Below are 24,545 nucleotides of genomic sequence, written 5' to 3'. Positions count from 1 at the left end.
GGCTCCAGCGCCGGTTCCAGCCGCAGAGCCCGAGTGCGTACAGCCGACGGGCGGTTCTGCATCATTTGGGCCTCTGGCGCCGCCCGCGTCATCTTTTGGTTAGTTAGCTGATTATCGGCCCCGCCGCTTGAACGCCTATATAACGTTCAACTATTTTTGAACTAAAAGGATATATTTTTTAAAATTTTTCTCGCTTTTATGCAGATTGGGGGTGGCGCGGCCGCCCGCACGACCTTTTCTGCTCGCAGAAATACAGGGTGCGACGGCACGGTACGACGATGCGCCGCCCACCTGCAGAGGAAAGAGGGACCCATGCGCGAACGCACCGCGCTATCAAACGCGCCGGAGGGCTACTTAGATTTTCACGACGAGTACGCGGAACTCATCGCCGAACTCGCGGCGCTGGGGTTCACCCCTACCCAGGTTCTCCGCCGACTCAACTTTCTGTACCCGCACATCAACAAGAAGTACCTGAACTATGCGCTGAGCTCCGGCATCTGGCAGTTTGGCCCGGTCACGGCAGACGCTCCGAGCTACACGGTGCTCGCATGCGGTCTCTGGTACGTTTTCGCGGAAGCCTACGATCTGCCTCCAGAGCCCGAGTACGCGGCGCTGATTCTTGATTGCGATATTATTCACGCCCTGCCGTCCGCGCTGGAGGCACGCCACTTCAACAATGAAGACATTGCGCACGTTCTGGCGAAGATTGGGGCAACGCTCAAGTACCTTGCCGCACACCCCTACTCCCAGCTGGAGGAAGAAGCCTACGCGCAGACCCTCGAGGACATCAGGCAGCGCGGCGTGAAAGAAATCGGCACCGAGGGCGGTAGCCTGTACACCCTGCTTGCCGCCAGCATGGAGGGCGAATCGGCGTGGCCTGCCCCTGCACAGACGGTCAACGATTACCTCGGTGACGGCGACTGGTCCCTGGGTATGCTCCGCACCGGCATTTACCCGGCGGAGGCGCTCGAGAACGAGTGGTATATCGACGCCGCGGCGGTACCCGAGGATTTTGCACCGAAGACTCTGAGCCTGTTTTTGAGCTATTGCGCCCGCTACGACCGCGAGCCGACGGCGCTGAACTACGGCTACTGGTCTACCATTCCCACGCTCATTGAGCAGGTGCCGCCGCTGGGTGCGGTACGCGCCAAGTTCGGTTCCTGGCAGACGGCCCTGCATCGCGGACGCACGCAGATTGCCCGCGAGCTGCGCCTGTGGACGAAAAACGAAGCCAACGTAGCTGCCGTGGAGTCGGGTGCCGCTGAGGCGAGCGCTGCTGAATCGAGTGCCGCTGAGGAGCTTGAGCTCCTCGATGCTGAGCTAACTAACGCTGACGCTGAGCTGACTAACGCTGAGCTCCCCGAAACAGAACTAGCAGAGTTGGATACCCCGGACGGCTCCCCTGCGGGCGCTCCCGCGGAACCGGCAGAACCGGCAGAACCCGCACGTCTGAGCGCCCGCGAACTCACCGAGCAGGGCATCGGCGTGGTGCAGACCGCCCACACCGACCTTGCGGCGTACCACCGCACCCAGTGGGAGCAGACGGTGGAAGTCTTCGGCGAACTCCTCGCGCAGCTTGCCTGGAACCGCCGCCTGAGCACCTACTACTTCTTCGACGGAGCCTGCCTGGAAGATGCCGACCCGACCCCCGTGGTGACGGTTTTCCGCTCCCCCACCGGTTTCCTCTGCGAGCTTGAACCCACCGTCGAGGCGCTGCCCGCCTTCGACCCGGAGTTCCTGCAGGAGCACGGCTGGAGGCACCCGGTACCGGTGCATGCGCTGTGGAATCTGCACGCGCTCGACCCGCTGGAGGCAGCTGCCGCCGTCATCGAGGCGATGCGTTCGGGTTGCGGTTGTGAACGCTGGGATTTCTACCGCACCGATGACGACAACGACCCGCTTGCCGAAGAGGCTGAGATGGCTTCCGTCTAAGCGCACTCCCCCGAGCCTCTCTGGTTCATCTCTAGAGCCTCTCGGGTTCATCCCTGGAGCTAGCGAAAGCCCGCGCCCCCACCTCCTGCAAAGGAGGTGGGGGCGCGGGCTTTACGCATGCACGGGATACCAGCTGCGGCAGCCGGCACCGATAGCCGGCGCAGATAGTAGATGCGGCTTAGCGTGCCGAGAAGATCTCGGACGCCTCCACAATCGCAATCTGCGCGGTGCGGGTCGAAATCGCCTCGTGACGACGGGCATCAGCGCGGCGCTTGAAGAACCAACCAATGCCCAGAATCGCGAACCAGACGGGCATCGCGAGTAGACCCCTGAGGGTTTCTTCATCCATGGCCAGCACGCCGATGGTGAAGGCGAAGAACACCAGCGACAGCCACGCGGAGAAACGGCCGCCGGGCAGGCGGAACTTCGACTTCGCATGGCGCGAGGGGAACTTCTTGCGGTACATCAGGTAGCTGACCATGATCATCGCCCACGCGAAAATCACGAGTACCGCAGCCACGGTGGTGACCAGGTTGAACGCGCTAGAAATCGAGTCACCCGCGTAGAGCAGCACAATGGAGGACAGCAGCATCACGGCCGAGAGGAACAGCGCGTTACGTGGCACGCCGGCCTTGGAAACCTTACCCAGGAACGCGGGTGCGCTGCGCTCGCGGGCCAGGCCGAAGGCCATGCGCGAGGTCGAGAAGATACCGGAGTTCGCCGAGGAGGTTGCGCTGGTAATCACCACGAAGTTGATGATGTGCGCGGCGATGCCCAGGCCCGCCAGGGTGAACATGGCGACGAAGGGGCTCTTATCGGGGCTGACGAGGCGCCAGGGGGTAACCATCAGGATGGTGACGAGCGCACCCACGTAGAAGACCATGATGCGCACCGGCACGGCGTTGATTGCCCTGGGCAGGGTCTTTTCGGGGTCCTTGGTTTCTGCCGCGGTGGTACCGACGAGCTCTGAGCCCATGAACGCGAAGACGGCAATCTGGAATGCGCCGAGGAAGCCAATCAGGTGGTTGGGGAACATTCCGCCGTCGTTCCAGAGGTTTGCGACGGATGCCTGCGCGCCACTGGGTGAGGTGAATCCGATAGCGACCATGGCGCCACCAACAATAATCAGGGCAACGATGGCGACGATCTTAATCATGGAGAACCAGAATTCGATTTCGCCGAAGTTCTTCACGGACACCAGGTTCAGGGTCAGCAGAACGCCGATGACGGCGAGGGCCGGTATCCATGCCTGCAGGTCGGGCCACCACAGACGCAGGTAGCCGACGATTGCAATGATGTCCGCAACGGCGGTCACCACCCACATGAACCAGTAGGACCAGCCGAGGAAGAAGCCTGCCATGGGGCCGACCAGGTCGGTGGTGAAGTCGGAGAAGGACTTGTAGCGCAGGTTCGACAGCAGGATTTCACCCATGGCGCGCAACACCAGGAAGATGACGGCGCCGATGAGCATATACACGAAAATCACGGAGGGGCCCGCTAGGGAGATAGCTCGGCCGGAGCCCATGAACAGGCCCGTGCCGATGGCACCGCCGATTGCGATGAGCTGGATGTGGCGGTTGCTCAGACCGCGGTGCAGTCGCTCTCCCTGTTCGGGAGCCTCGGGGGTGACGGTGGCCTGGTTATGTTCAGTCACGACGTCCTCTTTTCTGCGGTTGTACCCCGTACCGCATATGCCATGACCTGGAGTAAAAATCTCGAGAAGACAGGAGGCACGGTCAGTGTATGAATATGCGGCCAGTTGCTCGGCGGGGCAGCCCCGGCTTTCGGGGCGGGAGATGGGCTCGACCATGGTTTGCACCGCATCCGGGGCGAGTTCGGACATCGCCCGATGCGGGAACCTTTGGGAGCTTTCACACCTGTTTGGATAGATATTCTACACGTTTTGAAAGGTGAATGAAGTATTTTTCAGCCTTTGGTGTGTCGCAAATCTATTGTATAGGTCACCATTTAGCCTCCTGACGGGGGTAAATAAACACAGAAAAACCTCGCCCCCGCATCCAGAAAGAACACGGGGGCGAGGCCCAGAACAACGACGAGCGGAGCGCTAGAGGCTACTTCTGAGAGGCTCCTTCACCGACCAGCGCGCGGGCACGCTTGGCGGCATGGCGGCGGGTCAGAATCTCGTAACCGATGGCCAGGGCGATGAACCAGACGGGGGTCAGTGCCAGGCCGATGGCGGTGTCGGGGTACAGACTCAGGGCGTAAACCATCACCGCGAAGAAGACCAGACCAAACCAGCTCATGCCGATACCCCAGGGCATCTTGTACTGGGAGGCTTCGTGGCGCTCGGGGAACTTCTTGCGGTAGACCAGGTAGGCAATCAGAATCATGCTCCAGGTGAAGATACCCATCATCGACGCCACCGAGGTCACCACGGTAAACGCCTCCATGATGCCGTTGCCGGCGTACAGCATGACCAGGCTGAACAGCAGCAGCACGGTGGTCAGGTACAGGGCGTTGGCGGGCACGCCGTTCTTGGTGAGCTTGCCCAGTGCGGAGGGTGCCGCACCGTCGTGCGCCAGGCCGTAGACCATGCGGGAGGTCGAGAAGATACCGGAGTTTGCGGAGGATGCCGCGGAGGTCAGCACCACGAAGTTCACCAGCGAGGCGGCGATGCCGATACCCGCCAGGGAGAACATGCCCACGAAGGGGCTCATGGACTTGTCCAGCTTGTCCCAGGGGGTCACGGCGAGGATGGTCAGCAGCGGCACAGCGTAGAAGAGCGCAATACGGAAGGGCACGGCGTTAATGGCCTTGGGCAGGGTGCGCTCGGGGTGCTTGGTCTCAGCCACGGCGGTACCAACGAGCTCGGCGCCCACGAAGGCGAAGAGGGCAATCTGGAAGGAGCCCAGGAAGCCGGTCACGCCCTGGGTGAAGATACCGCTACCGGAGGGGCCGGGATGGTCCCATAGGTGGGCCAGGGAGGCAGTGGTGCCGTCGGGGCTGGTGAAGCTGAAGGCGACCATGAGCGCACCAACAATAATGAGGGCGACAATCGCGACGATTTTAATGACCGCGAACCAGAATTCAATTTCGCCGAAGTTCTTCACCGAGGGCAGGTTCAGCAGTAGCAGTGCCGTGATGACCACGAGCGCCGGGATGAACTTGGGCATGCCGGGTAGCCAGTATTGCACGTAGCCGGTAATCGCGATGACGTCCGCGATACCCGTGACGACCCAGAAGAACCAGTACGACCAGCCGACGAAGAATCCTGCGCGCAGGCCGAGGATATCGGTAATGAAGTCGGTGAAGGACTTGTACTTGGGGTTGGAGAGCAGAATCTCGCCCATGGCGCGTAGAACAAAGTAGATGACGCTACCAATAATCGCGTAGACGAAGACGATTGAGGGGCCGGTCAGGGCGATGGTTTTGGCTGAGCCGAGGAACAGGCCCGTACCGATGGCGCCGCCGATGGCGATTAGCTGGATATGTCGGTAGCTGAGCCCGCGCTGGAGCTTGGAGTGCTCAGCCTCCGAATCTAGGCCGGTGACGGAGTTCTGCGGCGTTGGCTGCTGTGTCACGTATTTCTCTTTTCTGCGTCTGTTGCCCTGTTTTTTACTCGGGGGTTTATCCGGGTGGTTGGTATTCACTCATATTCCTTAACGGCGTACAGGGAGGTGGACCTCCCATTTCCGCGGTACGTGCGGTATTTCGGGGCTTGTGGGCCCCAATGACACAGGTTAGCCGAGGCTTGTATCACCGATGAGAAATATACAGAGAATGCATAATCTCAAATTTTACCCCCTCATACCCACACGAGCGCAATGAATCCAACATGGCTAGGATTTGAGACGGCACAGGGAGGCGACAGTTCAGGGGCGGCGTGAGCCTGTGGTGACCTACTGAGTCCGAGAGCTCCCATCCTGAGCGCCCCGCCTCTTCGATTTTCAAAAAATTAATAAACTTTACTAGTAAAACTTTACAAAGCATAAAACCAGGTTTACAGTAGTAACCATTCAAACGAAAACCTAGCCGACCAACCACAGAACAGAAGGACACAACAATGAGCAAGTTCTCCAACGCTGCACTGCGACTCACCGCCGGCGCACTCATCCTCGACGCAGGCATCAAGAAGCTCAAGGCAGACGAAGGCACCTACGCCTTCCTACAGCAGATGGCCGCAACCGGCGTGCCCGCAGTCTCCAAGCTGGACGCAGCAACCTTCGGCAAGCTCATCTCCGGCGCAGAGACCACCCTCGGCGCAACCCTGCTGACCCCCTTCATCCCCTCCCGCCTGGCGGGTGCAGGCCTGACCGCATTCGCGGCAAACCTGATGACCATGTACTTCCGCAACCCGGACATGCACGACAAGTTCTTCCGCCCCACCCAGGACGGCCAGCAGCTCGCAAACAACATCGTGATGCTCGGCGCGGGTCTGGCGCTGCTGGGCTCCAAGAAGTAAGGCCCTCCTCTTAGCTCACTCCTCAAGCAACCTCTCTTTAGTGCGGTGGGAACCTTCCGGTTCCCGCCGCGCTTTTGTATGCGCGCAGAATTTCTACGCCCGCTGGTTTTCTACGCTTCGCAGACCGGCGCGCGCACCCTATCCGCCCCCGGTTCGCTCGTACCCGGCCAGCCCGGCATCACCCCGCCCAGCGGCCCCGAAACCGCACGGTACAGCGGCGCTACGCTATTCTTTTAGGTATGTCTACTGAGAACACGCAGCCTAGCCAGGCACCCGAATCCACCGAAGAGAAGGCCAAGAAGCCGGTTCCCGAGGAATTCTTCCGCCAGCCCTACTCCTTCGTCCGCCGCGGCGACCGCCTCACCGCGCGCCGCCAGAAGGCCTGGGACACCTACTCCCCCACCCACGTGCTGGACATTCCGCGCCTGCGCACCGACACCTCTGTCGCGCCCGAGGCGACCTTCGACCCGGTTAAGATTTACGGCCGTGAGGCGTACCAGGTCGTCGAGATTGGTTCCGGTCTGGGCGAGGCAATCGTGCACCGCGCCGCCGAGATGTCCGAGGCGAACTTCCTCGCCGTTGAGGTGTACACCCCCGGCATCGCGGACCTGCTACTGAAGATGGGCAACGCCGGCGTGGAGAACGTGCGTGTGGCTCAGGCGAACGCACCCGAGCTGCTCGACAACATGCTCGAGGAGAACTCCGTGGACGAGCTGTGGGTATTCTTCCCGGACCCCTGGCACAAGTCCCGCCACCACAAGCGCCGCCTGGTGTCCCCGGCGTTCGCTGATAAGGTTGCGCGCGTGCTCAAGCCCGGCGGCATTTGGCGCCTGGCGACTGACTGGGAGGAGTACGCCCTGGTCATGCGCGATGTTCTGGAGGCGCACCCCGACTTTGAGAACGTGAACCCCGGTGCCGGTGCGACCGAGGAGGATCCGCAGGGTGGTTGGGCTCCACGCTGGGAGGGTCGTACCCTCACCAGCTTTGAGCGTAAGGCTCAGGAGGCGGGCCGCCGCGCACACGACCTGACCTACCGCCGCAAGTAAGCACCGCCGCAAGTAAGCCGAGGCAACACCGGCATCAGGTGGCGCAGGTTAGCGCGAATATACGTTAAGCAGGTGAGGCTCCCCGGTCATTCGGGGAGCCTCACCTTCTTGTGTGTGGGTCTGAGTGCATGCGGGCGGGGGTCTACCCTACCTCGCTCGCACAACGCTAAGACGCACAAGCCTATATGGGTGGCTGACTAGCGCAAATGAGCTAGAACAGCCGAGCCGTTTATCCCAGTGTAGCGGGTTTAGCCGGTTTAGCGCTGCGGCTTCGCATCATCCGCCGTAGCCGGCTGGCGATGCTGACGATACAGCACCACAGCCGAAGAACGCTGACGAGGCGCCGGGCGGGTGCCGCGGGCAATATGCACCACGTCGCCACTGGTACCGGCAGCGAACACGCGCTCCGCCAAGCCCAGCTTCACCTTCGCGTCCTCGATCTGGCTCTGCAGGGCCGCAATCTGTTCCTTCTGCGACTCCAGGAGAGCCTCCAGCTCGATGATTCGGCGGATACCTTCCAGGGAGACGCCCTCCTGCGAGAGCTGCTGAATCCGCTGCAGACGGTTCACGTCACGCTGCGAGTAGCGGCGCGCCTTACCGGGCGCACGCGAAGGCTGGACCAAGCCGATGCGGTCGTACTGGCGCAGGGTCTGCGGGTGCATGCCCGCCAGCTCAGCCGCCACAGAAATCACGAAAACCGGCAGGTCCACGCTGTGCAACGGCTTGCCGCTACGGGACTTAGATGATGATTCTCGAGATGCCATGGTTTACTTCGCCTTCTTCAACAGATCCTTACGCGGGTTCTCCTGCGGTGCCAGTTTTACGAACTTATCGAATGCTTCCTGCGCCTCTGCGCTCAGCTCGGTGGGCAGAACAATCTCCGGGATGACCAGCAGGTCGCCGTCGCCGCCCTTAGCCTTGAAGCCGCGGCCCTTGGCGCGCAGTCGGCGGCCGACCTGGCCGGGTGCCAGGCGCAGCTTCACGGTGGATGCGTCGGGCAGGGGCACCTCGATCACTGCGCCGTCGACGGCCTCGGCGAGGGTGACGGGTGCGCGCAGGATCAGGTTGTTGCCCTCGCGGGAGTACACGGAGTCATCGGAGACGCGCACGGTGACCTTCAGGTCGCCGCCGCGCAGGCCCTTGCCGCGCAGGCGGACCTTCTGGCCGTCCTTGATGCCTGCGGGGATGCGTGCCTCGGTGTGGGAGCCGTCCGGCAGGAACACGGTCACGTTTGCGCCGGTGTAGGCCTGGGCCAGGCTGATGCGGGTGCTGGTGGTGCTTTCCTCGGGGGCCGCGTGCTGTGCGCCGCCAAAGCCGCTACCCATGCCGCCGAAGTCGGCGCTGGTGAAGCCGGCGGAGCGACGGCGGCTACCGCCGGTGCTTCCGCCGAAGAGGCCGCCGAGCAGGTCGTCAATGTTGATGTTGGTGCCGCCGCGGAATCCGCCGAAGGCGTCCGCGCCGGGGTATCCGCCGCTAAAGCCGCCACCACCGAAGCCGCCCGCGCCCATGCCTGGGGCGCCGTAGCGGCGAATCTGGTCGTACTCCTCGCGCTGCTTCTTGTCGGAGAGCACGTCGTAGGCCTCGGAGATTTCCTTGAACTTCTTCTCAGCCTGCTCGTCACCGGGGTTCAGATCCGGGTGGTACTTGCGGGAGAGCTTGCGGTACGCCTTCTTAATGTCGCTTTCGCTTGCGTCTTCGCTAACGCCCAGTGCCTTATAAAAGTCGTCAGTTATCCAGTTTTCGCTTGCCATATGTTTGTTGCTCCTCTCGCGGTGATGCGCCGCCCTCCTCGGTTACGGGACGGCTAGCAGGGCACCACGTTCTTGTCTTAATGCTCTATATAAAAGTTTAGTCTACTTGACTCAATTTTGGAAGGGGGTAGACCAAAATTTAGCGCCCTACAAGGCTTTTTAACCACCGCCGCTACATGCCGAGACCACGCACATATCGCAAGCAAACAACAGGGCGGGCACTCCCCCACTAGGGAGAGCACCCGCCCGTCGTTAGTTATTCAGCCAATGCCTAGCCTGCCACCTTACGGTGCGACAGCCACAGCCACCTGAGCGGTACGAACCACGCGGTCGTTCACGCGGTAGCCGTAACGCAGAACCATGGAGACATGATCCTCAGCCACCTCGTCGGTGGGCTGCTGCAGAACAGCTTCGTGGATGTTCGGGTCGAAGGCGTCGCCTACTTCACCGAAACGCTCCACACCCTGCTTGCCGAGCAGCTCTTCGAGCTTGGTAGCGATGGAGGCGAAGGGGCCTTCCTGCAGGTCGCCGTGCTTACGTGCGGCGTCGATATCATCGAGCACCGGCAGCAGCGCGGTCACCAGTTCACTGGTTACGAAGCCTCGCAGCTGCTCCTTTTCGCGGGCGGTGCGGTTCTTGAAGTTAGTGAACTCGGCCTGCAGGCGAAGCAGGGAGTCCAGGCGCTCCGCGGCGAGTGCCGCATCCGCAGATTCTGCTTCTACGGCGTCCTGGAGCTCAGCCTCGACGGCTTCCGCAACTTCCTCGGGGCTTTCGACCGATTCAGCTTCGGGGTGGCCTTCCGCTGCGGGGGCGTTGAATGCCTCCTCCAGCGGGTCGGGGGTGACGTTTTCCTGCTCAGCCATGATTACTTCTTCTCGTCTTCGTCGATAACCTCGGCGTCGACAACGTCCTCATCAGCGGCGGGCTTGGACTCGGATGCCTCAGCCTGTGCTGCTGCGTAGAGTGCCTCGCCCAGCTTGGACTGGGATGCCTGCAGCTTCTCGAATGCGGACTTCACTGCTGCATCGTCGTCGCCCTCGAGTGCCTTCTTCAGCTCGTCGACATCGCCCTGAACCTCGGTCTTGACGTCCTCGGGCAGCTTGTCGCCGTTCTCCTTCAGGAGCTTCTCGACGGAGTATGCGACGGACTCGGCTGCGTTGCGGGTGTCAGCAGCCTCGCGGCGTGCCTTGTCCTGCTCAGCGTGTGCCTCTGCGTCCTTGACCATGCGGTCGATGTCGTCCTTGGAGAGGGAGGTGCCGCCGGTGATGGTCATGGACTGCTCAACACCGGTGCCCTTGTCCTTTGCGGAGACGTGGACGATGCCGTTTGCGTCGATGTCGAAGGTGACCTCAATCTGGGGCACGCCACGGGGTGCGGGGGCGATGCCGGTCAGCTCGAAGGTACCCAGGTTCTTGTTGTCGCGAGTGAACTCACGCTCACCCTGGAAGACCTGAATGGTCACGGAGGGCTGGTTGTCCTCTGCGGTAGTGAAGGTCTCGGAACGCTTGGTCGGGATTGCGGTGTTGCGCTCGATCAGCTTGGTCATCACGCCGCCCTTGGTCTCGATACCGAGGGAGAGGGGGGTGACGTCGATCAGCAGAACGTCCTTACGGTCGCCCTTCAGCACGCCTGCCTGCAGTGCTGCACCCATTGCCACGACCTCGTCGGGGTTCACGCCCTTGTTGGGCTCGCGGCCGGTGAGCTCCTTGACGAGCTCAGCAACAGCGGGCATACGGGTGGAGCCGCCAACCAGGATGACCTCAGAAATCTCGGAGATGGACACGCCAGCTTCCTTGATTACGTCGAGCACGGGCTTCTTGGTGCGCTCGAGCAGATCGCGGGTCAGTTCCTCGAACTTTGCGCGGGTCAGCTTCTCATCCAGGTGGATGGGGCCCTCGGGGGTCACGGACAGGTACTGCAGGGAGATGTTGGTGCTAGAAGCGCTGGACAGCTCCTTCTTAGCCTGCTCAGCTGCTTCCTGCAGACGCTGCAGAGCAATCTTGTCCTTGGACAGGTCAGCGCCGGTGTTTGCCTTCACCTGTGCGAGCAGCCACTCGACGACGCGGTGGTCCCAGTCGTCGCCACCGAGGCGGTTGTCACCGCTGGTTGCGCGAACCTGAATGGTGGAGAAGCCGTCGTCATCCTTGCCGACTTCCAGCAGGGAGACGTCGAAGGTACCGCCACCGAGGTCGAAGACCAGGATGAGCTCGTCTTCCTTGCCCTTGTCCAGGCCGTATGCGAGTGCTGCGGCGGTGGGCTCGTTCACGATACGCAGGACGTTCAGGCCTGCAATCTCGCCGGCTTCCTTGGTTGCCTGACGCTCAGCGTCGTTGAAGTATGCCGGGACGGTGATGACGGCGTCGGTGACCTTGTCGTTCAGGAATGCCTCTGCGTCGCCCTTCAGCTTCATGAGGATACGAGCGGAGATTTCCTGCGGGGTGTACTTCTTGCCGTCAATCTCGGTGGTCCAGTCGGTGCCCATGTGGCGCTTGACGGAGGAGATGGTGCGGTCGACGTTGGTCACTGCCTGACGCTTTGCGACGCTACCGACCAGAACCTCGCCGTCCTTGGAGAATGCGACGACGGAGGGGGTGGTGCGGGTGCCCTCTGCGTTAGCGATGACGACCGGGTCGCCACCTTCCAGTGCTGCTACGACCGAGTTGGTGGTACCGAGGTCAATACCTACTGCACGTGCCATATGTTTATTCACTCCTTAGGTGTTAGTGCCCCGCTTCTTCTAATGCGAGGCGGGATAGTTTGAAAGTTTTGGAGACGAGGGTGCTGCGCGTGCCGCCCCGTGTGGGGTGGTCCGCGCGGCTCCCTTGAGCCTCATGTACTCAAGTATGCACTCCCCTGGCAGGGGTGTCAATAGAGTTGAGCGAACTTTACTCAACTTTTTTATGCGGAGGGGCGTGAGGGGTGGGTATTTTGGGGTTCTGGAGGGGTGTTTTGTGGGGGATTTTGGGGGCAGCGGCGAGGCGCGAATGGGCGGTTTTGCCGCGGAATTCCGGGGTTTTTGGGTGGCGTGTGGGCGCGGCGAGGCGATTCAGCGCACGGCGGACAGTGGCGGGCACTCGGTGCGAAAAAATTTTTAAAAATCTTTTAGAAAGGGGCGAAAAACCCGGAAAGTGGGGTGCGAGAGGTGCCGGAAGGTGGCTAACAGGGTGCCTTAAATAAGGACGAGAGTGTACCTGTTGACGGTAGGACATCGCTCCATATGTCTTCTTTGACCTATCCCTGTCAGAGGCTGCTCAGAGCAATTTCCCCGCTTGCACCCACTCTCAACGCCAAGCGCTCTAACTCTTCGCTTTAGAGTGAGCCTCTACCGTATCCTAGTGATGACCATTCCTATCAGAGTAGACAGGAGAAATCCGTGTCCCCAAAAGACGCTCCACAAGAATCACCGAGTGAAACCAACCAGATTACCTCGCCCTCAGAAAAGCACTCTTTGCCTTCCATTATTTTAGAAAAGATCATTTTATTTGCCCTAGGGATTGCTTTTATCTCTTCACTATTCTCCAAATATAAAAAACTACAAAAGACTCTATTAAGACGGGGTATCCAAAAAGAACAAAATGGCATAAAATCCACGCGCGGCACTAGGAAGTTTTATTTTATATATTTACAGACCGAGGATTCAAGAGCCCAAAAAGACTCGCCAATCAGATATATATTATTTTTAATTTTCCCTATTTTTCCATTAATTGCAATGCATTGGGGCTATATATCTGAAAAAATAATACTTGTTTTCAAATATTTCTCGACCGAGAATGTACCGCTTGGGACTACATTATCGGCAACAATGATAGCAGTATTTTTCATATTCTTTTTCAAAAGGACTGTCACAAAATTCCAGAAAATTCTGACTAACCTAACTAATAAGTATTTTATAGCCACTCTGGCGGGACTTGCCATTTTAGGTGGAGTGGCCGCCTTATACATTCCTTCATATACAAATTGGTTACGAGAAACAAATAGCTCACAAAATCAGGTTTCCGAAAATCAGAAGAGCCAGGATTCTAAAAGTTCCGTCTCCGACTTGAGAGTTCATCTTCTATATATTACTGGTGGAGTTATCGCTGTTTTGGGCCTTATTGAGACAAACCGCAAGAACAGTCAGGAGCATATTCGTGAGGTCCATGCAGCTCGCCGTGACCGTTACATTGCAGCAGTTGATAAGCTTTCTAGCAAGCATGCCCCTGTCCGTCTTGGCGGAGTGTACGCACTTGTAGGACTTGCCGATGAGTGGCTAGAGGACGATAACATTGATGAAGAAACTCGAATAAAAGAGGGGCAGATTATTGTCAATAATCTATGCGCCTATATTCGTTCCCCATTTAAGTTGGCAGAGAAACGTTCAGTTCTTGAACTGGATAGTAAACCAGATAATTACGAAGGAAAATTTCCTGAGGACCAAACAAGACTTTTCGAAGAACAAGAAGTACGCCGAAGTATTTTTAATGAAATAAGTATCCGCCTTCACCCCCTTGGTGAGAAAGAGAAACGAGATTACGTAACATGGCATGTATTTGAATTCAATTTCAGAAAATCAACCATTTTCTATCCGCTTAACAGACTAAGGTTTTTCAATTCAGATTTTCGTAATTCAAAATTTTTTGGACTAGCAGATTTTAGTTTTTCAGACTTTCAAGGAATTTCAATATTTTCGGATACTCATTATTTCGGAGATGCCTCCTTCTCATGCGCACAGTTTCAGGGGACAGCTCTTTTCAGTGATTCGTGTTTTGAAAAAGAATTGAATTTTCAGGCAACGATACTTAAGGCAGGTGCAATATTCGATAGTTCAATTTTTAAAGGACCCACTATAATCACGCCAGCTCTACAAGATGGCCAGGTTTTCTTTGATGGCGCTATTTTCAATTGTTTCTCCGTGCATAAATTCCTTAGTTTCAGTCATCCTGATATTCCCAAAATAGATATCAAATCTGTAACTCTCGTGGGTAAAAGAAGGTGCAAACGGTTTGAGGCGAAGATTCCTGTTAATTCCCATCTCTACGATCCTGATTCATGGGATGAGAAGAAACAGGAATATACCCGAGTCAGCAAACCGGCAGAGTAACACCATACATTTCCTCCTCTAGGAGGTAAGTTTTCTAAAGGCCCCGTCTGTACTTCTCGTGCAGGCGGGGCTTCTTCTTTTGCCCACCTGGAGCGCGCAGGGGTGGGGTCCTCCCCTATGCTGGATATAAGCCAGCACCGGAGCAGGAAGGGCACACCACCATGAACCTAGCAGCACTCTTCGCAAAGCTGCGACAACGCAAAAACACCCCGGAACGCATCCAGCAGAGGCAGGCCAAGCGGCGCAAACGCTACACGCACGCTCTCGAACAATTCCTCGACGGACAACCCGCCACACGCCTCGGCGCGGTATTCACGCTCGTAAACCTCGCGGACGGATGGCTCACTGACACCTCCCTCCCCACGCAAGTACGCCGCGAAGAAGCCCAGACCATTATCGACGCGCTGACCGGGTGCATCCGCACGCCCTACCCCCTCGCACAGAAACGCCAGGTCCTAGAATCAGGCGGGGCCCCCGAAGGGTACGAAGGCAACTTCGCGCGCGATCAGGTGGCGCTACGCGAGGAGCAGCTGGTGCGCCGCACAGTCTTCATGGAGCTCAGCCGCCGCCTCGCCGCGGTCACCGAGCGCAACGAAAAAGGTAACGGGGAAAGCCAGCGTACGGTGCCGTCGCTATCGCCGATGTGGGCTGATTTGCGCTTCGACTTTGGTGGTGCGCCCATTTTCTACCCGTTGCGGCAGCTGCACTTTCAGAACGCCGACTTCGCCTCCGCAACCTTCTACGGACAAGCGGATTTCTCCGGCGCAACTTTCCACGGTGACACCAGTTTCTCGGCGGCGCAGTTCACGGCTGACGCCTCCTTCGACAGCGCGAACTTCACCGACTGGGTGGGGTTCAGCGCCGCACACTTCGCAGGCGCGGCAAAGTTCGGCGGGGCACGTTTTGCGGACGCGGCAAGCTTCGCAACCGTGACCTTCACCGGCGAGGTTGACTTCTCAGACGCGGTCTTTTCAGCTGCGGCTGACTTCGCGGTGGCCTCCTTCGAGTCCGACGCCAACTTCTCGCGCTTAAACACCGCAGGCATAGCCAGCTTCGCGGCAATCACCTTCGACGGAAAGGCAGTATTCACCGCCTCCACGTTCCACGATGAAGCGCACTTCGCCGCGTCGGTCTTCAACCGTCCGGCGGTGTTCTCCAAGTCGCTGTTCGGCGGGGTCGCGCGCTTTGCCGGTGTAGTCACCAAGCAGTCCGCAATGTTCAGCAACGTACGCTTTGCGAGCGCGGCGGACTTTAGCGGGGCGACCTTCACGCAGTACGAGGATTTTGGTGGGGCGCGGTTCGACGGCGACGCCACGTTCAGCCGGGCGTCTTTTATTGCGCTTCCGAGAACGTCATATGAAGATATGGACTTCCCGCAGCGAGCGAACTTCGACAAGGTCACCTTCGCGCAAGATGCCGACTTTAGCAAGGCGACGTTCACAGCGTTTGTCGGCTTCCGTAGGGTGACGTTCGCGCGGGCGGTGAGCTTCAACGGGGCGAGCTTTGAGGGAGCCTACTTCCCGGGTGCGACGTTCGGTCAGCGGGCAGATTTCAGGCAGACTAGCTTCATGTATGTTAAACCGTCCTTTGAGGATTTGGAAGAGCGACTGCAGACGGCCCGGTTCTCGGCGCATGCGAATCCTCAGGATTACCTGTTTGAGGCGCGCCCGGAGAGCGCCCACGGTTTCAGCTGCGGCACGGCGGAGCTTCTTAACAGAACGTTCGTTCTCCCTCTTGGCACTGTGCTGTACGACCCGGATTCCTGGGACGAAGAGAAGCAGGACTATACCCGCTTCAGTGAGCCCGCGCAGTAAAACCTAGCTCCCCCCTGCCGTCGGGGAAGCTCCCACACACATATGCACAGACCCCGCCCGCACATCCAGCGCTGGCGGGGCTCTTGCTTTTGACCAGAAACCGCCCAAGCCCAGCAGCTTTACCTTATGCTGAGTATGACCCGCCCCTTTCAACGATGACAGGAGAACCACATGCATCTCGCACCCAGCACCGCGTGGGTTTGGCTGATAGCTTGCGCAGTCGTCATTCTGTTCTTCCCGCTCGCCGCGCAGTTCGGCAACTTCAAGGGGAAGCTGTCTAGCTTCCGCACCTGGGTTTGGGCTATCGCGCTCTTGGGCATTGTCACGGCGGGTCTTATGCCTTTCGCCTTTGACACTGACATCGCCAATTTTGAGGTTCAGCCGTTCATTTTCTTCATCACCGGCACCCTGTTGGGTGTTCTCTTTCTTGGGGAGTTCCACCGCATGAACGCCCAGAAAAAGCTGGAACACCCCCAGCGGGTGCATGCCGAGCGCCGTACCCGTTACAGCAAGGCAGTTGAGCAGCTGGCGTATCCGAACCCTGCAGTCCGTGCGAGCGCCCTCAGCACACTTGCGGGTCTGGTGGATGAGTGGCTCGCTGACGAGCAGCTCAGCGTTGAGGCGCGGCAGAAGGAGGGGCAGGTCATCGTCAATGCCCTCTGCGCTTATGTGCGTTCGCCATTCGCGCGGGCATTCAAGGCAGAAGCTTTTGAATCCGATACGCCGCCCGCTAACTATGCGGGTGATTTCGCTACGGATCTGGCGGCTTTCCGTGGTGAGCAGGATGTTCGCCGCAGCGTCTTCGTTGAGATGAGCAAGCGCAGCAGCACCCTTGCCGAAAATGAGAAGGGCGAGGTGGCTGTTGTCCCCGGCGCATGGAGCGGCTTTGAGTTCGATTTCAGCCGAGCGGTCGTCTTCTACCCTCTCGACGGTCTGACTATTGAGAACGCCGACTTCTCTGCGGCGAGGTTCTGCAACGGTTCAGATTTCAGCGGGGCAGCTTTTGTGGGAACCATGGATTTCAGCCGCGCAACCTTTGAATCTAGCGCGGGATTTGGTGACGCGACCTTTGCCAGCGATGCAAACTTCAGCCACGCAACCTTCACTCATAGCGCTGACTTCGGCGGAGTGTCCTTCATTCAGAACGCGCATTTCGACGGGGTGAAGTTCATGCAGAACGCCCATTTTAGCGGGGTGGAATTCGCTCAGGAGGCGAACTTCACTGGGACGGCTTTCATCCAGAACGCTAGTTTTGGCGGGGTAAATTTTGCCCGGAATGCAGACTTCAGCTGGGCTGTGTTCGCTCAAAACACGCACTTCATCGGGGCCGCTTTCGGTCAGGTCGCAGACTTTAGCGGGGCTATTTTTACCCAAAACGCCCTCTTCAGCGAGACGGATTTCGCGCAGGTCGCACGCTTCAAATGGGCGACTTTCACGCAAACCGCTGACTTTAGTGAGGCGGCTTTTGCCCAAGGCGCAGATTTCAGTGAGGCTACTTTTGAGGCTGATGCGGAGTTCTATGGTGCCTCATTTGTGCAGACTGCAGATTTCTGCGATGTGTCTTTCGTGAAGAACCCGCCGGTCTTTGCGGCTGAGGATGCTGACTCGGGTGAAATGTGCCGGGCTCGGTTTGCTGCGTTGCCTGCTGGCTCGGAGTCTACCGGTCAGGAGGCGCATAACTTCGCGGTGTACGAGGACAGCCAGCCTATTCTGCTGGGCACAGCCGGGCTGGACGGCGTGGGCTACCGTATCCCGGTCGGGGCGGTGCTCTTCGACCCGGATTCCTGGGATGAACGCCAGAAGGAGTACACGCGCCTGAGCGAGCCCGCGCAGTAATATCCAAAGGCCCCGCCGCATTGAATGTGTGGTGGGGCCTTCGTCTATGACCAGCAGAAGTACAAGTCAGCAAGTTTTGCACTATGCTAAAAGGTGACCGTTCCTATCAGAGAAGACAAGAGAACTAGACACATGCATTTTGAACCAACGGGGGCCTGGTGCCTACTTGGCATATGCGCAGCGTTGATTGCCATTTTCTTACTCGCTGCACATTTCACCAAACTAAAGACAAAAATACCCCTGTTCTACTGCTGGCTTGGTGCAATCGCCGTCTTGGGCGGAGCCGCAGCTTTCTTCCTGCCTATCGCAGTTACCTCAGGTTTTAGGAAAGAGGATGATGGCTCAGCTCTTCGCCAGGCTCTCCTCTACACCACCGGTGGTCTTCTGGGTGTCATTACTCTTGGTGAAACCCATCGAAAGAATAACCAGGAAAAAGAGAAAAACGAGAACGACCACACCCGTCAGGTGTATGCGGAACGCCGAAGCCGCTACACCAAAGCTATTGAACAACTGGCTGATGATAAGGCTACCGTTCGTCTGGGCGGCATCTATACGCTTGTGGGCCTTGTTGATGAATGGCTCGCAGATAAGAGCATCAAAGAGGATAACGATCGGCGCAAGGAAGGACAGATTATTATCAATAGCCTCTGTTCGTACATTCGTGCACCTTTCAGCCTTGCAAATTCGCATTATATTCTCGATAAAGATGATCCCACTGAAGAAGAAATAGATGAATATGGCAGAGAAGATTTTATCAAACATAAAATAGAATTTTATGAAGAAAAGGATATTCGCCAAACAATTTTACTTGAAATTAAATCTAGGTTAAATTCTGGATTTACCGAGCATGAAGACGGCACAAAAACCCCCCTAAAGGGCCCTTGGTCCGTATTTACTTACGATTTTTCAAAATCATTTATCTTTTACCCATTCAACCTTTCAGGAAGCTATTTCGCATCATCTGCAAACTTTAAAGGAGCAATCTTTATACACACGTTCAAACTTTCGGAATCAGTCTTTTTGGGCGAATGTGACTTCTCAGGGACTCGTTTTACATTTAAAGATTACACCCCTTACTCCCGCTCTCCGGATTTTGAAGGAACCATATTTGAAAATACCTCAAAATTTAACGGATCCATATTTGAAGGCACCGCAAACTTTAAGGGAATACAAGCAAACACACGCATTGACTTCATTGGGTGCAAATTTAAACTAGGTTCGATTTTTTCTGAATCAGAATTGAACGATTCATACTTCTCATTTACTCGATTTAGCGAAAACTACGGGACTTATGCATATTCTGGGGCGGATTTTACCAGTGTCAATTTTAGAGGAAAGGCAAATTTCCGGGGGGTAAATTTTTATTTTATCGCAGATTTTACCAATGCAGTATTTGAAGGAGATTTAGACTTTACAAATACAAAATTTAAAAACTATGCAACATTTATCGAAACAGTTTTCAAAGGAAATATACATCTTGCTGAAATAACATTTTTGGAAAGTTGTAACGTAGATTTCAGCAATTCATTATTCAATATATCAATAAACTACGGCTGGTTCTCATGCAGCCCATCAACTTTCATTCTAGAAAATTTGGGAATATTTTCTTATACCATAAAAAATAACAAAACTTCTGAAAGTCATATTAGATGCTTACCTATCGGGGCTCGCATATTCGATCCATTCTCTTGGAACGATGAGGAAAAAGAATATAGAATTATCAGCGAGCCAACTTCAACCATTGATAGGTCATTTAATACTCTAAGGGAAATTGAAAATTCAGATAAACGTATATTTATCTAAAATCAGAGAGGCCCCGCCGGCCCACACCGGCGGGGCCTTTTCGTGCCCAAGCCTGGTAGCGGCAGCACCCGGCGGCGAGCGCCTCCGCCCGTCACCGCGCCGCCGGCCATCGAACCACCCCGAGCACCCGCCGCGCCCAACCACCCGGCACCCCACCGATACACTAGAACCATGTACCGAATCATGACTGTCTGCACCGGCAACATCTGCCGCTCCCCCGTCGGCGAATACCTCATCCGCCAGCACGCCCAAGAAGCCGGTGTGCCCGTTACCGTCACCTCCAGCGGCATCAGCAACGAAGAAGAAGGCAACCGCATCGACCCGCGCGCCGCCGCGCAGCTCACCGCCCGCGGTATCGACCCGTCCGCGCACCGCGCCAGCGTCTTCACCGTCGAGGACTTCGACCGCAACGACCTCATCCTCGCCATGGACGCACCCCACTACCTGCGCCTCAAAGCCCTCGCCCGCAACGACGACGACAAAGCCAAGATCCGCATGATGCGTAGCTTCGACCCGAAGGTCACCACCACCCACCTGGACCAGCTCGGCATCTACGACCCCTGGTACGGTAGCGAACGCGACTTCGTGTACACCACCGACCTCATTGACGCCGCCGCACGCGGCCTCATCAACCACCTCAAGCAGGAAGGCGACGCGCAGTGAGCCAGCGTATTCCCCTGAACCAGAACCGCCGCGTCACCGGCACCACCGAAATCCTGGAACTCTGCAAAGACATGCTGCGCCTGGAGCACGGCATCGGCAACGACTTCGACATGGACACCGCCGAATTCACCGAATTCCGTGCCCAGTTCCTCGCCGACTTCGCGCAGATTCCGCTGATCATCGGCATTGACGGTCGCAGCGGCACCGGCAAAACCAGCCTCGCCGCGCAGCTTGAGCAGGAGCTCACCGCCGCCGGCCACAGCGTGCACGTGCTGCACCTGGACGACTTCTACCCCGGCTGGGACGGCCTCTTCGACGGCGTGGAGGCGTGGGACGCGCTATCCGTGCAGCTGACCGAAGGTATCGCCGGAACCTACACCCCGTGGGGTTGGGAGGCGGGCGCCCCCGGTGAGGTGCGCACCGTCGACCCGGCGGCTACGCAGATCATCATCTGTGAGGGTGTCGGCGCGATTGCTGGTGCCTGCGAGGTGCGTATTCTCGCCACCGCCCCGGACGAGGTGCGTTACGAACGCGCCATGGCTCGTGACGGTGACACGTTCCGCCCGCACTGGGAACGCTGGACGGCACAGGAGGAGGCGCTGCTCGCCGAAATCCCGGAGGACTACGCGACCGTGGACTTCATCTACGACAGCGCGGCGCAGTAACAGCCGCCTACAAGACAGTAGGGCCCAATGCTTCGTGCATCTCGAAGCATTGGGCCCTACGGCTATTTAGAGGCAGTTTTATTGAGGCGCTGTTTTATTCAGGCATAGGAGCCGGGCTAGCGGATTCCATGCGGTCTTTATCCCAGTAGGTTGAGGTACTGCTCGGCGCGTGAGTGGAGGCAGTGCCGTCTTTTTCGTTACCCGGGTTGTTGTTAGAAAGCACAGCGAGGATTACGAGCAAGACGCAAGCTATGAGCAGCAGGATGCATAGCAAATATTTGTAATAGTGGTTGCGCATCTGAGGTTGTCCCTCCGGTCGTATCGCGTGATATGACCAACGTAAGTTATGCGGTCGCCCCGAGCAATGCTTCTCAAGAATATTTCTCAAATATTTCTTCAGCCTTGGAGGACTGAGCGGCAGGCTAAGCCAAGCCGCTCAAGGGGCGGTGTTATCCGTAAGCGACATCAGGGTTTCCGAAGCGAAGCGAGGACGGGTGCCCCTGTAGGAGCGTGGATAACACCGCCCTTTTGCTCCAGTATGCGTAGGGCGCAGCCACGTTTTCCGGAAGCGCCCTCAGGGTGTCGCACAGACGCTCTCCGCAGCGAAGCGAGGAGGGGCGGAGCGTCTGTGTGACGGGTGCCCCTGCGTAGGCGCGGAGGAAATATGTGGCGTGCCCTCCCCTGTCTATCCCTGTAGAAATGAAGGCAAGCGCCACCTTCCAAACCAACCAAACGGAGTGCCCCTCCCAGCTCAAAAAAATATCAAACATTTAACTTACGAAGCCACGCCCAATTCTGCTACCGTGAACAAGTTGTGCTTCCAGCCTGCGCAAGCTCATCCCCAGGGGCGGTACCGCCGCATCCACGTTTTGTAGAGCCACAGGCGCCGTTGCACGCGCATCACGCAGAAAGAAAAACTAAGACTAATGTCTTCGAAGTCGACTAAGACCTCCTTCGGGCTCTCGCCCATTTTTATCGTAGTTCTGGCGATGCTGACCGCGATTGCGCCGCTCGCTACGGACATGTACCTTGCCGCACTGCCCGCTGTCGCGGAGGACCTGAACACCACCAGCACGAACGCATCCCTGACGTTGAGTGCGTTCATGGTGGGTATGGCTCTCGGCCAGCTGGTCGTGGGTCCCCTCTCTGATAAGACGGGCCGCCGCAAGCCGCTGCTGATTGGTGCGGTTATCTGCTTCATTGCGACGGTGGCGTGTGGTTTCGCTCCGAACATTGAGCTGCTGATTTTTGCGCGTTTCATGATGGGCTTCACCGGTTCGATCGGTGCGGTGCTGGCGCGTTCCATCGTGACTGATACGACTCAGGGTCTGGCGACCGCTAAGCTCATGGGCATCATGATGATGATTAACGGCTTCGCGCCGGTGCTTGCGCCGCTGTTTGGTGGCTGGGTGCTGTCGTGGGGTAACTGGCGCGATATTTTCCATGTGCTTGGCGTGGTCACCGCGATCATGATGCTCGGCGTGATCTTCGTGATTAAGGAGACCCTGCCGGTGGAGGAACGCTACCAGGGCACTGCCCTGAGCGTGTACTCGGAGCTGCCGAAGGTCTTCAAGATTCGCCGCTACCTGGGTTTTATGCTGACGATGTGCTTCGCGTTTGGTGCGCTGTTCTCGTACATTTCTGGTTCGACGTTTGTGCTACAGAAGATTCTGGGCCTGTCCGAAACCCAGTTCACGATTGTGTTCGGTGTGAACTCGCTGGGCATTGTGCTGTTCAGCGCGATTGCAACCAAGCTGGTTGGACGCGTGGCGCAGCGCCGCATCATGAACACCGGTGTGGTGAGCCTGCTCGTGGTGTCCGTGCTGCTGACCATCAGCTTCTTGGTGGGTATTTCGATGGTGCCGACGCTGATTCTGCTGTTCCTGCTGACCAGCTCGTGCGGCCTGATTTTCGGTAATGCTTCGGCGTTGGCGTTGAACGAGGCGCGCCACATGGCGGGTAGTGCTTCGGCGGTGATGGGCACGGTTCAGGCTCTGCTGGGTGCGTTGGCGGCGCCGCTGGTGTCGATTGCCGGTGAGCACGAGTACCTGCCGATGGGCTTCTCCATTTTTGGTTTCGCGGTCCTGACGGCGCTGGTGCTGTGGACTACGCCGCGTAAGGATTCGGACTACTCGGCTGACGGTGAGAGCCACGGCGCTGGTGAAGGTCAGGGCGCGCCGGCGGGCCACTAGCCTGTTGTTGATTTTTGTGTAGCTAAAGCCCCGGATGGGCAACCTGCTGAGGGTTGCGCGTCCGGGGCTTTGCTGTGTTTGCTGTAGTAGTTAGGGAGGCGCCCGCACTCTTCCTTCGCTCCTACAGGGGAACCCGCCCTCGCTTCGCTTCGGGCACCCTGATGTCGCTTCAGGAAGGTACGGCACCTCCTGCCCTTGACCATAGACAGCACAAAGGGACGGTATTATCCTCGCTCGGATAATACCGTCCCTTTGTGTATGCGGTTAGCTCTGCTGCGCCAGGTAGTTCAACAGGGTCGCGGTCAGCTCCGGGTCGTGCGCCAGCGCCGTGCCGTTCAGGTGAGTCACCGGCGCAATCAGACGCACCGACGAGGCCAACCACACGCCATCCGACTCAAACAGGTCCTGCGGGTAGAGCGGACCGAAGCCCAGCTCCCAACCGGCCTGGCGTGCCGCCTCGAACACCGCGCCCTGCGTGGTGCCGGGGAGGATGCCATGGCTCGGCTCGGGCGTGTACAGCACCTTCTTGCCGTCCTCAATCTTGGCGACCAGCACCGAGGAGGTGGCGCCCTCCAGCACGCGACGCTCGTCGGTGATGAAGATTGCGTCATCCGCACCGCGCTCCTGCACGTACCGCAGGACCGCCATATTCACCGCGTAGGAGAGGGTCTTCGCGCCGCCCAGCAGCCACGGGTAGGCGCTGTTATCCATCGGCTCGTGGCCACGCGGCAGCAGCATCGCCTTTACGCCCTCGGTGCGGCGCTTCACGATGGATGTGGGCACCGGCGATGCCATAATCAGCGTGTACGGGCCCGGCTGCATGGAGGTCACCGCCTGGGTGGGGCCGCGCGAAATAATAATCTTCACGATGTGCTCTTCACCCAGCGCCGTTTCGGCGCCGGGGGCCGCCTCACGCATGAGGCGCTCCACCGCCGAACGCAGAATCTCGGGTTCCGGGTCGGGCAGATCCAGCATGCGCGCCGACGATTCGAGGCGGGACAGGTGCATGCCGAGCTTACGCACGCGGCGGTTGACGGACAGCATGGTCTCAAAGACGCCGTCGCCGCGGGTGAAGCCCTGATCATCAACGCTGATGAGGGGCACGGAGGGATCCACGAAGACACCCTGCGGGTTCTGCTCGTTCAGAAGAATTACGGTACTAGACATAGTTTTATTGTACGTTCGCAGCCGAACCGTAGGCAGGAGGTGCCGTACCTTCCTGTTCAGTAGTAGCGGGTGTAGCCGCGTTTTCCGGAAGCGCCCTCAGGGTGTCAGCCCGGACGCTCTCCGATGCGGAGCGAGGAGAGGGCGGAGCGTCCGGGTGACGGGTGCCCCTGCGT

General features: G+C 58.1%; 17 protein-coding genes. 10 read left to right on the top strand and 7 right to left on the bottom strand.

The genetic code is table 11. From position 1 onward, the window contains the following. The first annotated feature begins 312 nt into the window (after positions 1 to 312). Positions 313 to 1,932, top strand: a complete 1,620-nt coding sequence (locus HMPREF2944_RS00670) for a dehydrogenase (protein WP_070679448.1) — start codon at positions 313 to 315, stop codon at positions 1,930 to 1,932. 178 nt (positions 1,933 to 2,110) lie between these two features. Here the strand turns inward: HMPREF2944_RS00670 and HMPREF2944_RS00665 are convergent, their stop codons facing one another. Together HMPREF2944_RS00665 and HMPREF2944_RS00660 are read right to left on the bottom strand one after the other, a co-directional pair. Continuing rightward, entirely contained in the window at positions 2,111 to 3,586 is a 1,476-nt protein-coding gene (locus HMPREF2944_RS00665; RefSeq protein ID WP_070679445.1) for an amino acid permease, read from the bottom strand. Between the two features lie 418 nt (positions 3,587 to 4,004). After that, positions 4,005 to 5,474, bottom strand: a complete 1,470-nt coding sequence (locus HMPREF2944_RS00660; RefSeq protein WP_070679442.1) for an amino acid permease — start codon at positions 5,472 to 5,474, stop codon at positions 4,005 to 4,007. Positions 5,475 to 5,956: 482 nt separating this feature from the next. On the opposite strand from HMPREF2944_RS00660, the gene HMPREF2944_RS00655 reads away from it, so the two are divergent. Together HMPREF2944_RS00655 and trmB are read left to right on the top strand one after the other, a co-directional pair. After that, a complete protein-coding gene (locus HMPREF2944_RS00655) occupies positions 5,957 to 6,355 on the top strand; it encodes a hypothetical protein (RefSeq protein WP_070679440.1) in 399 nt (132 codons plus the stop codon). A 239-nt stretch (positions 6,356 to 6,594) separates the two neighbouring features. After that, on the top strand, positions 6,595 to 7,401 hold the full coding sequence (gene trmB, locus HMPREF2944_RS00650; RefSeq protein WP_070679437.1) for a tRNA (guanosine(46)-N7)-methyltransferase TrmB: 807 nt from the start codon (positions 6,595 to 6,597) through the stop codon (positions 7,399 to 7,401). A 257-nt stretch (positions 7,402 to 7,658) separates the two neighbouring features. Here the strand turns inward: trmB and HMPREF2944_RS00645 are convergent, their stop codons facing one another. From HMPREF2944_RS00645 to dnaK, 4 genes are all read right to left on the bottom strand, one after another. Next, complete coding sequence (locus tag HMPREF2944_RS00645; protein ID WP_070679434.1) at positions 7,659 to 8,165, bottom strand: heat shock protein transcriptional repressor HspR; 507 nt, start codon at positions 8,163 to 8,165, stop codon at positions 7,659 to 7,661. A gap of 3 nt (positions 8,166 to 8,168) precedes the next feature. Continuing rightward, complete coding sequence (locus tag HMPREF2944_RS00640) at positions 8,169 to 9,152, bottom strand: DnaJ domain-containing protein (protein WP_070679432.1); 984 nt, start codon at positions 9,150 to 9,152, stop codon at positions 8,169 to 8,171. 284 nt (positions 9,153 to 9,436) lie between these two features. After that, on the bottom strand, positions 9,437 to 10,015 hold the full coding sequence (locus HMPREF2944_RS00635; RefSeq protein ID WP_070679429.1) for a nucleotide exchange factor GrpE: 579 nt from the start codon (positions 10,013 to 10,015) through the stop codon (positions 9,437 to 9,439). Positions 10,016 to 10,017: 2 nt separating this feature from the next. Beyond that, entirely contained in the window at positions 10,018 to 11,850 is a 1,833-nt protein-coding gene (dnaK, locus tag HMPREF2944_RS00630) for a molecular chaperone DnaK (protein ID WP_005506776.1), read from the bottom strand. Between the two features lie 675 nt (positions 11,851 to 12,525). On the opposite strand from dnaK, the gene HMPREF2944_RS09105 reads away from it, so the two are divergent. From HMPREF2944_RS09105 to HMPREF2944_RS00600, 7 genes are all read left to right on the top strand, one after another. Beyond that, positions 12,526 to 14,232 (top strand): pentapeptide repeat-containing protein, encoded by a 1,707-nt coding sequence (locus HMPREF2944_RS09105; protein ID WP_141755710.1) that lies wholly within the window; start codon positions 12,526 to 12,528, stop codon positions 14,230 to 14,232. A gap of 161 nt (positions 14,233 to 14,393) precedes the next feature. Beyond that, the gene (locus HMPREF2944_RS00625) at positions 14,394 to 16,046 is read left to right on the top strand and encodes a pentapeptide repeat-containing protein (protein WP_070679426.1); all 1,653 of its coding nucleotides are present in this window, start codon (positions 14,394 to 14,396) and stop codon (positions 16,044 to 16,046) included. Between the two features lie 171 nt (positions 16,047 to 16,217). Then, positions 16,218 to 17,882 carry a pentapeptide repeat-containing protein gene (locus HMPREF2944_RS00620; RefSeq protein WP_070679423.1) on the top strand — a complete coding sequence of 555 codons (1,665 nt, stop codon included), beginning with the start codon at positions 16,218 to 16,220 and terminating at the stop codon, positions 17,880 to 17,882. Between the two features lie 132 nt (positions 17,883 to 18,014). Further along, entirely contained in the window at positions 18,015 to 19,685 is a 1,671-nt protein-coding gene (locus HMPREF2944_RS09100) for a pentapeptide repeat-containing protein (protein WP_141755709.1), read from the top strand. A 183-nt stretch (positions 19,686 to 19,868) separates the two neighbouring features. Further along, the gene (locus HMPREF2944_RS00610; RefSeq protein WP_231840261.1) at positions 19,869 to 20,348 is read left to right on the top strand and encodes a low molecular weight protein-tyrosine-phosphatase; all 480 of its coding nucleotides are present in this window, start codon (positions 19,869 to 19,871) and stop codon (positions 20,346 to 20,348) included. Then, a complete protein-coding gene (locus tag HMPREF2944_RS00605; RefSeq protein WP_070679417.1) occupies positions 20,345 to 21,013 on the top strand; it encodes a nucleoside/nucleotide kinase family protein in 669 nt (222 codons plus the stop codon). The genes HMPREF2944_RS00610 and HMPREF2944_RS00605 overlap by 4 nt, the downstream gene beginning before the upstream one ends. A gap of 926 nt (positions 21,014 to 21,939) precedes the next feature. Further along, complete coding sequence (locus HMPREF2944_RS00600; protein WP_070679414.1) at positions 21,940 to 23,205, top strand: multidrug effflux MFS transporter; 1,266 nt, start codon at positions 21,940 to 21,942, stop codon at positions 23,203 to 23,205. 264 nt (positions 23,206 to 23,469) lie between these two features. Here the strand turns inward: HMPREF2944_RS00600 and HMPREF2944_RS00595 are convergent, their stop codons facing one another. Beyond that, the gene (locus tag HMPREF2944_RS00595) at positions 23,470 to 24,372 is read right to left on the bottom strand and encodes an aminotransferase class IV (RefSeq protein ID WP_070679411.1); all 903 of its coding nucleotides are present in this window, start codon (positions 24,370 to 24,372) and stop codon (positions 23,470 to 23,472) included. Positions 24,373 to 24,545: the final 173 nt, after the last annotated feature.

It is taken from the genome of Rothia sp. HMSC072E10, assembly GCF_001813965.1.
Lineage (GTDB): Bacteria > Actinomycetota > Actinomycetes > Actinomycetales > Micrococcaceae > Rothia > Rothia mucilaginosa_A.
This window is presented reverse-complemented; position numbering and strand designations above follow the sequence as displayed.